The following is an 11,966-nucleotide window of genomic DNA, read 5'->3' on the forward strand; positions in this document are numbered from 1 at the left end:
CGTTGCCCGCGCCGGATCGTACGCCGGCCGGGGGGACGCGGGTGGGCGTTCGCTAATCGCATCCGGAACGACGGCGTTTGCGCGGTCGGGCCGAGGGAACGCGAAGAGGACGGACCGGACTGAGGAGGAACGCGGTGGGTGACTTCATGGACAAGGCCAAGGACTTCGCGGACAAGCATGACAAGCAGGTCGACCAGGGTGCGGAGAAGGCCGGCGACATGGCCGACAAGCGCACCGGCGGCAAGTACGGCGACCAGATCGACAAGGGCGTGGACCAGGCCCAGGCGCGCACCGGTGAGGGCGACCAGGTTCGCTGACCGTCATGCGCCTCCCGGGCCGCCGATCCGTCGGCGACCCGGGAGTGCCCGGATGGTGCGCCGTCAGTGTTGGTGCTTGTCGCGTAGCTCGTCCATTGAGGTGGGTCGGGCGCTCAACGCGTCGCGCAGCCGGTCGACCAGACCGATGCCGGGGGCGAGCAGCCTGTTCGCCGGCGGGTGCTCCGGGCTCCCCGGATGTGGCCGGGTCGGCCCGATCTCCTTGATCGCCGTCACCCTCCCGGCAATCTCGACCAGCTCCTCCCGGGCCGTCGCCGCGCGCAGCCGGGGAAAGAGCTCCTTCTCCTCCTCCGCCACGTGGTGTCGGACGGTACTGGTCAACTGAGTCAGCAGCTCGTCGAAGCGGGGGTCGGACGGGTCGGCGGACTCCAGCGCCTTCATGGTCCGTTCGGCGTCGGCGTGCTCCGCGATCTCGCGGTCGGCGATCTCGTCGCCGTCGGGCAGCACCTTGCGGGTGACGGGATACACGTACGCCTCCTCGGCCACCGAGTGACGGACGAGTTCGGCGATCACCACGTCGGCGAGGCGTCGGCGGTGCTCGGGGGTGCCCTGCCGGGTCGCCAACTCGACGAGGACTGTGTCGATCTCACGATGATCCGAGACCAGGATGTCGATGGCATCGTGGTCGTCGGTGGTCGGAGGATTGGTCATGTCACGGCCCCTTACCGGTTGCGGATCGGTGGGAGGTGTGCGGCTCTGGTACCCCCACCGGGCTGCACAAACCCATGGTTGACGATGTGTTCGAAGCGGCCCATGGTGCCTATCGTGAAGGTGGTGCGGAGCCTGCCACGATTGCTCCGCCGTCGCCGGGGTAACCGCCGCCATGGCCGACGACCGCCCAGCCGCCGACCGCGGTCAGTCGCGGCTCGACGAGACCGCCGAGCGGACCGTTCGGCGGGTGCGGCACCGTGGTGGGCAGGCCGGCCGGATCCGGGCCCGGCAGTGGGAGGTCACCCTGGTGATCTCCATCCAGGCCGGATTGGCCGCGGCGATCGCCGCCCTGCTCGCCAAGAACCTGCTCGGCCCCGGAGCGCACGTCTTCGCCCCCGCCGCCGCCGTCGGTACGATCGCCACCGCCATCGGGCAGCGGGCCCGGCGTACCTTCGAACTGTTGGCCGGCGTGGCCCTGGGCATCATCATCGGCGACACGCTGCGCTTCCTGCTCGGCTCGGGCCCGTGGCAGACCGGCGCGGTGGTCGCGCTGGCCATCGCCGCCGCGTTGCTGGTGGCCGGAAGGGGCGGTGCGCTGGTCGGTCAGGCCGGCGGTACCGCCGTGCTGATCGCCACGCTTGCCCCGATGGAACGTGGCCTGGAGTTGCCCCGGATCTTCGACGCGCTCGTCGGCGGGGCGGTCGGCCTGGCGGTGGTCGCGCTGCTGCTGCCGATCAACCCGATGCGAGTGCTGGACCGGGCCGCAGCCCCGATCTTCGCGATCCTCTGCGAGCAGCTCGGCGAGCTGGCGGGGGCGATGCGGGAGCGCGACGGCGACCGGACCCTGAAAGTCCTGGAGCGGCTCCGGGGCACCGAGGGCGATCTGGGTCGGTTGCACGATGCGCTGAGCGGCGCGGAGGAGGTGGTGGTGATCGCTCCGGTGCGCTGGCACCGCCGACAGCAGTACCACAGGTACGCCCGCAGCGCCGACCACTTGGAGCGGTTACTGCTGGACAGCCGGGGCCTGGCCCGCTGGTCGTCGACGGCCCTGCAGTACGACGAGCCGATCCCGCCGGAGCTGCCGGACGCCATGGCTCGGTTGGGCCAAGCGGTGGCGGAGATGCGGACGGAGTGCAAGGTCGGTGACGACACCCGGCGCACCCGCCGGTTGGTTGAGGAGTGTGCGCACCTAGCCGGGCGGGCTGCGGCGAGCGGGGTCCGCTCGTTCGGTGAGTCTCTGGTGACCGACCTGCGAACCGCGGCCAGCGACCTGCTCCGGGCAACCGGCTGTGAACCCGACGAGGCCAACCGGATCGTGCGCCGGGCGGCGGGTGCCGGTGAGGCGGAGATCCACCCGCCGGTCCGGCGACAACTGCACCGGGCGCGACCGACGCGAGCCGCCCGAGCCCGTCGGCACGCCCACCTCGCCGCCCGGGCCCGTAACGAGGGACGGGCCGGCCTCCCCGCACGGGAGAGGCCGGCCCGGTGAACCGTCAGGATCAGGAGGAGTAACCGCGCTCGGCGATCCAGTTGGCGACCTTGGGCAGGCTCATCCAGTACTCGCCCAACGTCGGGTCGGCCGGGTCGGCGACCCGGATCGTGTCACCGCCGTCGCGGTAGCCGACGAGGGTCAGGTAGTGACCGCCCTCGTACGAGTGCGGGTTGCCGTCGGTGTCCACGGTCGTGCCCTTGATGTTGGCCACCACCGGGCGACCGGCGTCCACCGCGGCCAGCACGTCACGGCGCAGCTGCTCGACCTGGTCGGGGCGGGCCACCGAATCACGGATCTCGGTGGTCCGGTACTTGCCGCCGGTCAGTTGGTTCAGCACCCGGGTGGTGTCCAGGGCCGACGGGGTACCCGCCTCGGTGGTGCCGAGCAGTTGGGCCACCTCGTCCTGGGAGAGCGCCTTGCCCTGGGCGGACAGCGCGATCCGGGTCGCGGCCGGGCCGCAGTAGTAGAAGTTCGGCTGGGCCTGGTAGTCGACGCCGAGGATCCGTTCGGCGTGCCGGTCGTTCTGGCTCGACGAGGCCGTGGCGGCCTGCACCGGGGCGGCCTGCGCGGCGACCGCCGGGCCGAGGGCGCAACCGCCGGCGACCAGCAGGCCGACGACGGACAGACCGCTCTTCTGGACGATCGGGTTCATGGTCGAGTCTCCGTTCGGGGGTTGGCGCCTCCGACCAGCGGAGGGCGGCAGCACCGGGAATGGCGCTCGGCGCAACACGGGGGCCGACCATCGGTGGTCTCGGCCCTGGGCGTACCGAGGGCGTAACCGCTCTGCTCCGCCGAGAATTCCGCCGGCCGCGGGCACCGGGGGGCACCCTGCGTGGCCTAACCGGTCACCGGGGACACGCGGTCAACTCAGAGGCTTCCCAGCAGCCTGGTCACGGTGATCTCGATGACCACCCGCTCCGGATTCGGGCGCGGTGTCCGATACCGCTCGGCGTACCGCCGCTCCGCCTCGGCCACGGCGGCCGGATCCGACCGCAGCACCGCGCGACCCTCGATGGTCAACCAGCGCCGCCCATCCACGTGACACACGGCCACCGCCGCGCCCGCCGCGCCGGCCGCCGCCACCTGACGGGCCTTGCGGGAGGCGCCCGAGGTGATGACCCGGGCCAGTCCGGCCGCCGGGTCGAGAGTCACCCCCACCGGTACGACGTGCGGGGTGCCGTCCGCCCGCAGGGTGGTCAGCGTCGCGAGGTGACGTTCTGCGCAGAAAGCGACAACACGCTCATCGTGCACGTCCAACCGATGATCGCCCGCCATGCCCGTCCCCTGTCCGCCGAACCGGCCTCGATCATGGCACGCGGCGGCGCACCCGGTCCCGATCCGGCGGGGCGTCCGGCTGATCGGGCAGTTGGCGACCCGCCGCCCGACGTTGGTGCACCAGCCGGGTCAGGTAGATCAGCGCGGCGGCCAGGACCCCCATGTCGTCCAGGTAGATCGGGTCCGGCAGCACGTCGACCGGGAAGATCGTGTAGATCAGCGCCCCGTAGAAGGCGACCTTGCCGCCCGCGCCGAGCCCGGTCAGCAGCCGCCGCGTACGCACCACCCGCACCGCCAGCACCACGGCACCGACCAGTGTGGCCAGCGCCAGGATGCCGGCGATCACCACGAGAACCCACGACTGTCGGGACATGCGGTCACGCTAACCCACCCGACCCCGCGCGGCTCAGAACGCGGGCACCGTCGCCCGGCCGCGAGCGGTCACCTTGTTCTCCCGGGTCTGTTCGACGTTCTCCCGGGTCTGCGCGCCCAACGGTCGGGCAACCTCGCTCAGCGGGAGCACCGACGCCGACTCGGCGACCCGTCGCCCGGTCGCGGCGTGCGCCTCCTCGCGCAGACTGCGAGCCGCGGCCACCGCCAACTCCGCCGCCCGCCACGCGGCCTGCTCCCGCTCACGGGCCGCGGTGTGCCTGGCCGCCAGATTGTCCCGGATCGCCCGCTGGAGCACGAGCTCCTGCTCGACCGGGTGCAGTCGCGGGTCCCAGCCGTCGCGGTGGGCGAAGACGTCACTGAGCTGCTCCACCGACAGCTCCCGACGCCAGTACGCATCAAGGGCCGCCCGGTGCAGGTAGCGCTCGCGGTCCGCGTACTCGGCGGGGGTCCGTGCGGTGTGCGGCAGTGGCATCGCGGCCGCCGCGTCGAGCCTCCGTACGCCAGCCTCGGCCGCCTCGTACGCCAGCCAGGCCGCCTCGACGGCCTCCTGCGCGGCCACCCACTCCGCCCGGCGGCGGCGGACGGTGGTGGTCGCCCGCTCGGCGGCCACCGCGACCTCCTGCGCGTAGCGGCTCTGCTCCCGTTCCTCCTGCGCCTGCTCGAGTTGGCTCGGCATGGCCGCGCGGCGGATCCGGGCGCCCGGGTCGAGGCGGAGTCGGCCGGGCCGCAGCAGGAGGGCGGAGACGGCGACGGCGACCACCCCGAGCAGGCTCAGCCAGATGACGGCGGCCCGGGAGAGGTCTGGCAGGACGGCGGAGAGGATGGTTTGCATGATCAGCACCTCGCGGTCGAAGGCGGGTATCGACGGGCGGCAGGAGGGCGCGGCAGTGCCGGTCGGCCCGGTGGCGGGGTCGTTCCGTCGACGGCGAACTCAGGTGCCGTGCGGAAGGATCAGCCGGGATCGGGCCCCCGGGATCGCCGGGCCTGGCTCAGCGGGCGGGCGGGCCGCGTCGCGCAGGAGTGCCACGGCCGGGATCGATGCCCGGAACGTGCGCCAGGCCCGCCGCGACCGGACCGGTCGCCGTGGCGGTGTCGAGCGTGCCAGCCGGCGAGGCGACAGCGGGCTGGTCGGCCCGCTCGATGGCCGGGCCGGCGTCGGGGCGAACACTTGCCACTCGGCTGCTCACGGCACTGGGCCGCAGCGGCGTGGGGGCGGGCGGTGGGGTCGCGGCGAGGGCGGCACCGAGGCCGACCGCGAGCACCAGCGCGGTGACCGCCAGACGGGTCAGTTCCCGCAGCGAACGCAGCACAGCCCACCGGGCTGGGCGGACGGACGCTGCGGACGACACCCCACCAACCTATCGCCCGTCCTGGCGTACCGCAGCACGGCGACGGACCGCGCGGGCGTGACCGCCACCACGATGCGCACAGTGGACGCCCCAGCTCGGGGACCGGAAACGGCGGTGCCCCCGGCCGGACCAGGTCCGATCGGGGGCACCGCGCATCGTCTCTGCGACACCGCCGGTGGTGCGGGCTGGTCGGCGGCGGACCGTGGTCAGTCGCCGGTGCCGAGCACCGGGGGTGCGGGCTTCTCGTCGCCCTGCCACACCATCTCGTCCTCGGTCAACCAGGTCAGCCGCTCGTCGGAGTCGTCGTCCTGTGCTGCACCGCGCCCGCCGAGCACACCGGGACGGCCGCCGGACCCCGGTCGGGCGTTGCCACCGGCCACGGCCGCGCGCCCGCCGCTCCCGCCGCGCTGGCCGTCGATGCTGCGCCCGACCCCGCTGGCGGCGCGGCTCTCCGCCGGTGCTGTACCGGCAGCGGTCGGTCGAGCCGAGGTGGGGGCCGCGTTGCCCGAGCCCGCGAGCGCGCCGCTGCGCAACACCCCGCCGGCCGGTGCTCCGCCCGGTGCCCCGTAGAGCAGGCCGGGGCCGGTGTTCGACGCGGCGGGCACGCCGCCCGGCCCGGACAGACCGACCAGCCCGGCGGCACCCCCGCCGAGCAGTGCGCCGCCGACCAGCGGATCCGCTCCGGCGAGGGAGGTGCCGAGGTTGGCGGGGTCGCTGCCAGCGCCGGTCGGGCCGGTGACGACAGCCGGGTTGCCACCGGTGCCCGAGCCGACCTCGTCCGGGTTCGAGCCGCCGTCCGGCAGTTGGGCGACGCGGTCGGGCGTCGAGATGGTCGCGTCACCCGTACGCCCGGTGTCGGTGCCGGTGGTGGGGCCGCCGGACACCCTGGCGATGGCCGAGACACTCTGTGGCGTCGTCGAATCCTTGCTGGTGGTGCTCGGAGTGTCCGGATCGGGCGGCGGCGGGTCGACCACCCGGTCGTAGGCGGAGATGTCGTAACTGCTGGCCAGGTCGGCCACCAGGTTCACCATCCGCTGGTGGGCCTTCTCCTGCTCTGCCTTGTCCTGCTGGTGACCCGCGATGCCCCCGACGATCAGACCGGTCAGACCGAAGGCCGCGCCACCCTTGATCGCACCGCCGATCGCCTTGTCGTTGTCGTCGGTCTCCTCCGGGCTCTCGGCCTGCTTGTGGGCGGCGCGCAGATGGTCGGCCATCATGGTCAACCCCTGCTTGATGCCAGCCATCCCCTCGCCCAACGCGTCGGTGTGGGCGACGATCAGGCTGAGTCGTCGGTGGAATTCCCGACCTGCCGAACCCGTCCAGGTGTTGCCCAGCTTGTCGAGGTCGCCGCTCAGCTCCCGGCCGAGGCCGTCGAGGATGCCCTTGAGCTCGGCCCACTGGGTGGCCACGCCCTCGATCTGCTCCGGTTTGCCCGCCATCAGGCCGTCGTACAGCTGCTGGTGGCTGCTGCCCTGGTACCGCTGGGTGTATTCAGACACGACCGTCCTCCTTCGGCTGCAACGCCCGGTCGACCGGGGTCAGCGCGGCGGTGACATCGTCGGCGTTGGCCGCGTTACGCGCCTCGGCGGTGCGGTAGTTGCTCAGGATCGTGCTGGTCGCCCGCTGTGCCGCCAGCACCGCCTGCCGGATCCGTTCGGCCTGCTTGACATAGGACTGGTGGACGTCGCTGTAGCGACGCGCGTTGTCGGTGGCGTCGAGGAACGAGCCCAGTGCCGGAGGACGGCACTGCATCTCGGTGTTGAGCTTGCGCAGCACCGACTCGGCCTGGCTCAACCGAGACGCCAGGTGCTCGTGGAAGTCCTCAAGGGACAACAGGTCGACTTCCGTACGCCCGGCCATGGCAACATCCCCGTCGTTCTGGTTGACAACCGTCAGCGACATCCAGGTTAGTCCACCCGTGCGACTCCGGGCGACCCGCCGAAAGGGCTCAGCCGTCGGCGTCGGTCGATTCCACAGGCCTTCCGCCACCGGCCCCGCCACTCGACGGGGCGCCACTGGCCGAAGTCGACGGTGTCGACCCCGACGGCGGCGCGGCGGACGACGACCCCGACGGTGGCGCGACGGACGGCGAGCCCGAGGACGGCGCCGCCGATGGCGAGCCTGACCTCGGCGCGGCCGACGGCGGTGCGGCCGGCGCCGGTCCCTCCGGAGCGAACACGGCCAACGCGTCCTCGCGGTTCAGAGTCGGCCCGGTCGGGATCAGTGCGAGCAGCGAACCGGGCACCGCCAGCGGCGTGACCCCGCCGTAGCCGAGCACCTCCAGGGTCTCCGCCGAGCCGAGCGGATACCGGATGCCCTGCGGGCTGATCAGGTAGATCGTCGACCCGGCGGCACCGGACCCGCTGGTCCCGGCGCCGGGCGAGGCCTGCGCGATGACACCCTTGCCGCCGGGCAGCAGCACCGCCTCGGCGGTGCGTACGGCGTCGCGCCTGGTCTGGCGCACCGGCACCAGGCCCGGATCGCTCTCGGTCAGCTCGGCCGGGACCCGGTCGAAGACCTCCAGGGTGGTGGTCGGCGGGCCGCCCGCGCTGCCCTTCCGGTACGTCGCGCACAGCGTCGTCTGGCCGGGCTGGGCCGGGTAGAGGGCGGGCATCGTCGGGGGCAGCCCCTCCTCCTCGATCCGCCGCTCCTCGAACGCCTCGCTGGCCTGATTCGGGGTGATGTCGGTAATCCGACCTCCGTTGCTGATGAGCAGCAGAGCGGTGATCTCACTGATCGACACGAGGGCGTCGCGGGTCAGCACGTAGTGCCGACCGGCGGCCTTGAACACCGAACCGACGCTGTACGACTGCCCGCCCACCCTGCGGCTGCTGGGCTCGCCCTCACCGGTCAGCGACGGCCGGCGCAGCGGGGGCCCGGCCGGCACGGAGTTGAGCAGTTGCTGCCCGACCTGGAGTCGCTCGGTGCCGGCCATCCGCAGCGCCGTGATCGTGCGGGACGGGTCGAGCAGCTGGAGCCGGGTGTTGTTGGTGATCAGGTACCGCTGGTCGTCCACCGAGACCAGCACCGCCCGGTCACCCAGCGGCGTGCCGCCGGGCAGCGCACGGTCGATCACCAGCCGGGTGGTGGACCGCTGCCGGTCGACCGGGTCGGGCACGTCGCAGACCGACCAGGGCAGCCCGGTCAGCGACTTGCGGTCCGGAAGGGCGTCCGGTGCGCCGACGATGCCGAGGGTGACGCCGCGGGGCCGGTCCCGCAGCGACGCCTGGGACACCGTCCGTACCGCGGCACTCGCGTCGTTCACGATGAGGCGCGCCGAGGTGTAGTTGAGCGTCGGGTGCAGCTTGCCCTCGATGAACACGTACGTCGCGCCGGTCTCCCGTTCGATGACCAGGGTCTGGTCGTCCAGCGGCGCCGCGCCACCGGTCAACTGGCCGTAGGCGCCCACCCCACCGAGCACGATGGCCGCGGCGAGGACACTGCCGAAGACCGCCATGCCGAGCCGTCGCATCGGCAGGTTGGTGGTCTCCGGATCGCCCGACAGCAAGGCGGAGACGATGCGGCGGGTGACGAAGCGGTACGCCTGCACCTGATCGCGGCGGGTCCGCATGACTTACCTCCGGCGGGGTGGATCCGCGACGATCAGGGTCGGGGCGTCGTCGCGGACTTCCCTACGATAAGGGGCGGACGATGGTTCCTTGGGACCACCGCTCGTGGCCGGCACCGGACCGACCCGGCGCAGAGCCGTACCGTGCAGGAGGGACAGTCAGCGATGACGCAGGTTCAGGCGCCACCCGTCCGAGCGGTCACGGACCCTGTCGACGTTCCGACCCGGCCGGCGCCCCCGGCCGAGCGGCCCGGCCGTGGTCGGGTCGGTCCCGTGTTGGTCGGGCAGCTCGTCGTGCTGGAGTTGTGCCTGGTCGGTGTCTGGGCCGCCACCGCCGGACCCAGCTGGGTGCTCGCCGCGGTGGGCGCGGCGGCGCTGCTTGTCGTCCTGGCGGCCTTCGCCCGCCGAGGTGGCCGCTGGTGGTTCGAGGACCTGCTGCTCCGCCGACGGCTGCGGCGGCGCGGTGAGCGCGCTTCGGCCGCGCTGGCCAGCGGCACGGCGACCGACCCGCGGTTGGCCGCGCTCGCCCCCGAGCTGAGCGTCATCGAGCTGACCGACCGCGGCACCCGGCTCGGCATCGGGCGTGACGACCAGGGCTGGTTCGCCGCCGTCGCCCTGCAGTCCGCCACCGGCGCGGCGGTCGGCTCGGTCGACGCCTCCGCGGTGGACCGCGCGCTGCGGGTGCTCACGGACTTCAACGCCCCGGTCTCCCGGGCCCAGGTCGTCGCGCACACGCTGGTCTGGTACCCGGCACCCGGCGCACCGCCGGCGGCACACCGGACCGTCTGGGTGGCGCTGCGGCTCACCGTGCGGGACGCCCGGGTCGAGGCGGTGAGCCGGGGCGGCGGGCTGACCGGCGTACACCGGACGGTGGCCGCCGGAATCGGCCGACTCGGCAAGGCGCTGACCTCGGCGGGGCTGGCCCATCGCCCGCTGGGCCGTGAGGAACTCCGCGCGGCGATTGTCTCGGCCGCCGGTCTGGACCTGGTGCCCGAGGCGCCGACGGAGAGCTGGCACGGTTTGCGCGGCGGCGGCTGGACGCACCGCTGCATGGCTCTGCGGGGCCGCTCCGACGCGCCGCTCGGCCCGCTCGTGGACGCGATCACCGCGACCTCGGCGCCGTCGCACACGGTGGCCGTGACCGTCTCGGCGGACGGTCGGGTGGCGGCGCCGCTGCTGCGGGTCGCGGCGATGGACAACCACGTCGAGGCCCTGGTCAAGGTGGTTCGCGAGGTCGCTGATCGGGTGGGCGGGTCCACCCGGCCGATGGACGGGCAGCATGCTCCGGGCGTCTACGCCACCGCTCCGGTCGCGTCGGCGCTGGGCGCCTCCACCGGTCTGCGGTCGCGCTGACCGGTGCGGCGGCGCGGCACGGTCAGGGTCGGAGGTTGACGATCCAGCCGTAGAGGCCGCAGACCCAGAAGGCGAGCGGCACCAGCGAGATGATGAGCAGGATCTCGGCGATGTCGAGCAGGCGACCCCAGACCGGCGAGATGCGCTTGCCGGCGACGGTCAGACCGTAGATCAGGCTGATCACAGCGGCCAGCACCAGCCCGCCCAGGATCAGGCCGAGCCGGACCGGCAGCGACCCACCGGCGAAGGTGGTCGCGGCGGCCAGGCCCAGACCCACGGTGCCGGCCAGCAGCACCGGGGTGCGCTGGGCCCGGCCCAGGAGGGGGCGGGCCCGCAGCAGCGCCAGCAGGGCCAGCACCAGGCACAGCAACACCGCGGGCAGGCGCCCGTCCAGCGCCAGCACGAGTTCCGCGCCGAGCACCAGCAGCGACACCGTCCACAGCAGACCGGTGAGGAACTGGTCGGCGCGCTCACTCTGCTGGAGCACCTGCCGGCCGTCCACCGACTCGCTGTCGGTCTTCAGGTCCTCCGGACCGGTCGGGATCGACGGCACCGGCAGTCGGGCCAGGCGGTAGGCCATCATCGGCAGCGCCGGCACCACGCCGAACGCGACCGCCGCGACCACCGCGGCGGCGGCCGCCGCGTCGAGGCCGAGAACCAGGCAGAGCACCGCGCCCAGGCCGGTCGCGGCCGCCACCCCGATGGCGGCGAAGAAGAGGGGGTACCGGTCGCCGACCGCCAGTACGGCCACCGCGCCGGCCACCACCGCGGCTGTTGCCGCGAGCAGGACGTGCGGACTGGCCAGCTCGGTCAGTGATCGGTCGCCGGCGAGCAGCAGCAGGCCACCGGTGGCCGCGTGCGCCAGGCCGACCAGGGCCAGCACCGCGCCGATGCCACTGTCACCGGCGGCCCGGGACAGCACCGCGGCGCCCACCAGCAGCGCCACCGCGACCAGCAGCGCGGCCAACGCGCCGGGCAGGTGCGGCGGGCCGGCGAAGAGGGCCGCCAACGCGCCGGCGCCGAGCGCCGCCGCCGCGAAGACCACCGCGAAGGAGCGGGTCGCGCCGACCTGCCAGGCGCCGGGGCGCTGGTTGGTCGCGGTGGCGACCGCGTCCACCACGTCGTCGAAGACGATCTCCGGCGCGGCGTCGGACCGGGGGTTGAAGTAGAGCACCTCGCCGTCGCGGACACTGAGCTGCGCTGCGGTACGACCACCGTCGAGGGGCGCACCGCCCAACCGGGACAGTGCCCAGCCGCCGTGCCGCGCACCCTCGTCGGCCATGTCCTCGCCGGCATAGCGCAGCAGGGTGGGGAGCAGGTCGGCCAGCGGCACGTCCGACGGCAGCGCCAGATCCATCCGGGTACGCGGGGCCACGATGGTGATCCGGCTCAGACCACCGGTCGCCGTCTTCGTCGCCACTGTGGCCTCCAGGTGTGCGTCTGTGATCGGCTGTCTGTGATGCTGCGGTCCGGGTCCACCGCGCACACGGCAGATTACCTACGATGACGGCACGTACGATGCCCACCCACGGGCGGTGTTCCGCGGGCCG

Annotated in this window: 13 protein-coding genes; 3 read left to right on the forward strand and 10 right to left on the reverse strand. The window is 73.4% G+C overall.

Features of this window, described 5'->3' with window-relative positions; translation table 11 throughout:
* Positions 1-146: 146 nt before the first annotated feature.
* Complete coding sequence (locus ACFYL6_RS13960; RefSeq protein ID WP_231393380.1) at positions 147-317, forward strand: antitoxin; 171 nt, start codon at positions 147-149, stop codon at positions 315-317.
* Between the two features lie 63 nt (positions 318-380).
* Here ACFYL6_RS13960 and ACFYL6_RS13965 read toward each other — a convergent pair whose 3' ends face one another.
* Complete coding sequence (locus ACFYL6_RS13965; protein ID WP_387171056.1) at positions 381-986, reverse strand: hemerythrin domain-containing protein; 606 nt, start codon at positions 984-986, stop codon at positions 381-383.
* A 172-nt stretch (positions 987-1,158) separates the two neighbouring features.
* Here ACFYL6_RS13965 and ACFYL6_RS13970 point away from each other — a divergent pair, with 172 nt between their 5' ends.
* Complete coding sequence (locus ACFYL6_RS13970) at positions 1,159-2,475, forward strand: aromatic acid exporter family protein (RefSeq protein ID WP_387171058.1); 1,317 nt, start codon at positions 1,159-1,161, stop codon at positions 2,473-2,475.
* Positions 2,476-2,485: 10 nt separating this feature from the next.
* Here ACFYL6_RS13970 and ACFYL6_RS13975 read toward each other — a convergent pair whose 3' ends face one another.
* From ACFYL6_RS13975 to eccB, 8 genes are all read right to left on the reverse strand, one after another.
* Positions 2,486-3,130 (reverse strand): C39 family peptidase, encoded by a 645-nt coding sequence (locus ACFYL6_RS13975; protein ID WP_387171060.1) that lies wholly within the window; start codon positions 3,128-3,130, stop codon positions 2,486-2,488.
* Positions 3,131-3,345: 215 nt separating this feature from the next.
* A complete protein-coding gene (locus ACFYL6_RS13980) occupies positions 3,346-3,753 on the reverse strand; it encodes a TIGR03618 family F420-dependent PPOX class oxidoreductase (RefSeq protein ID WP_357200033.1) in 408 nt (135 codons plus the stop codon).
* A 31-nt stretch (positions 3,754-3,784) separates the two neighbouring features.
* Positions 3,785-4,126 carry a hypothetical protein gene (locus ACFYL6_RS13985; protein WP_387171062.1) on the reverse strand — a complete coding sequence of 114 codons (342 nt, stop codon included), beginning with the start codon at positions 4,124-4,126 and terminating at the stop codon, positions 3,785-3,787.
* A 33-nt stretch (positions 4,127-4,159) separates the two neighbouring features.
* The gene (locus tag ACFYL6_RS13990; protein WP_387171064.1) at positions 4,160-4,978 is read right to left on the reverse strand and encodes a hypothetical protein; all 819 of its coding nucleotides are present in this window, start codon (positions 4,976-4,978) and stop codon (positions 4,160-4,162) included.
* Positions 4,979-5,135: 157 nt separating this feature from the next.
* Positions 5,136-5,495, reverse strand: a complete 360-nt coding sequence (locus ACFYL6_RS13995) for a hypothetical protein (RefSeq protein WP_387171066.1) — start codon at positions 5,493-5,495, stop codon at positions 5,136-5,138.
* Positions 5,496-5,701: 206 nt separating this feature from the next.
* Complete coding sequence (locus ACFYL6_RS14000; RefSeq protein WP_387171068.1) at positions 5,702-6,994, reverse strand: WXG100 family type VII secretion target; 1,293 nt, start codon at positions 6,992-6,994, stop codon at positions 5,702-5,704.
* A complete protein-coding gene (locus tag ACFYL6_RS14005; RefSeq protein WP_387171070.1) occupies positions 6,987-7,397 on the reverse strand; it encodes a hypothetical protein in 411 nt (136 codons plus the stop codon). Before ACFYL6_RS14005 ends, ACFYL6_RS14000 begins: the two co-directional genes overlap by 8 nt.
* 46 nt (positions 7,398-7,443) lie before the next feature.
* The gene (gene eccB / locus ACFYL6_RS14010; RefSeq protein ID WP_387171072.1) at positions 7,444-9,066 is read right to left on the reverse strand and encodes a type VII secretion protein EccB; all 1,623 of its coding nucleotides are present in this window, start codon (positions 9,064-9,066) and stop codon (positions 7,444-7,446) included.
* Positions 9,067-9,228: 162 nt separating this feature from the next.
* Here eccB and ACFYL6_RS14015 point away from each other — a divergent pair, with 162 nt between their 5' ends.
* On the forward strand, positions 9,229-10,416 hold the full coding sequence (locus ACFYL6_RS14015; protein WP_387171074.1) for a type VII secretion protein EccE: 1,188 nt from the start codon (positions 9,229-9,231) through the stop codon (positions 10,414-10,416).
* Between the two features lie 22 nt (positions 10,417-10,438).
* Here ACFYL6_RS14015 and eccD read toward each other — a convergent pair whose 3' ends face one another.
* On the reverse strand, positions 10,439-11,836 hold the full coding sequence (gene eccD / locus ACFYL6_RS14020) for a type VII secretion integral membrane protein EccD (protein ID WP_387171076.1): 1,398 nt from the start codon (positions 11,834-11,836) through the stop codon (positions 10,439-10,441).
* Between the last annotated feature and the right edge of the window lie 130 nt (positions 11,837-11,966).

The sequence above is a fragment of the Micromonospora sp. NPDC007208 genome (genome assembly GCF_042869175.1).
GTDB lineage: Bacteria > Actinomycetota > Actinomycetes > Mycobacteriales > Micromonosporaceae > Micromonospora > Micromonospora foliorum.

Bases quoted from the DNA above. Each gene is read 5' to 3' on its own strand.
- ACFYL6_RS13990 (WP_387171064.1), bottom strand. From the start codon at position 4,978: ATGCAAACCATCCTCTCCGCCGTCCTGCCAGACCTCTCCCGGGCCGCC.
- ACFYL6_RS14005 (WP_387171070.1), bottom strand. From the start codon at position 7,397: ATGTCGCTGACGGTTGTCAACCAGAACGACGGGGATGTTGCCATGGCC.
- ACFYL6_RS13985 (WP_387171062.1), bottom strand. From the start codon at position 4,126: ATGTCCCGACAGTCGTGGGTTCTCGTGGTGATCGCCGGCATCCTGGCG.
- ACFYL6_RS13960 (WP_231393380.1), top strand. From the start codon at position 147: ATGGACAAGGCCAAGGACTTCGCGGACAAGCATGACAAGCAGGTCGAC.
- ACFYL6_RS13965 (WP_387171056.1), bottom strand. From the start codon at position 986: ATGACCAATCCTCCGACCACCGACGACCACGATGCCATCGACATCCTG.
- ACFYL6_RS13975 (WP_387171060.1), bottom strand. From the start codon at position 3,130: ATGAACCCGATCGTCCAGAAGAGCGGTCTGTCCGTCGTCGGCCTGCTG.
- ACFYL6_RS14015 (WP_387171074.1), top strand. From the start codon at position 9,229: ATGACGCAGGTTCAGGCGCCACCCGTCCGAGCGGTCACGGACCCTGTC.
- eccB (WP_387171072.1), bottom strand. From the start codon at position 9,066: ATGCGGACCCGCCGCGATCAGGTGCAGGCGTACCGCTTCGTCACCCGC.
- ACFYL6_RS13970 (WP_387171058.1), top strand. From the start codon at position 1,159: ATGGCCGACGACCGCCCAGCCGCCGACCGCGGTCAGTCGCGGCTCGAC.
- ACFYL6_RS13980 (WP_357200033.1), bottom strand. From the start codon at position 3,753: ATGGCGGGCGATCATCGGTTGGACGTGCACGATGAGCGTGTTGTCGCT.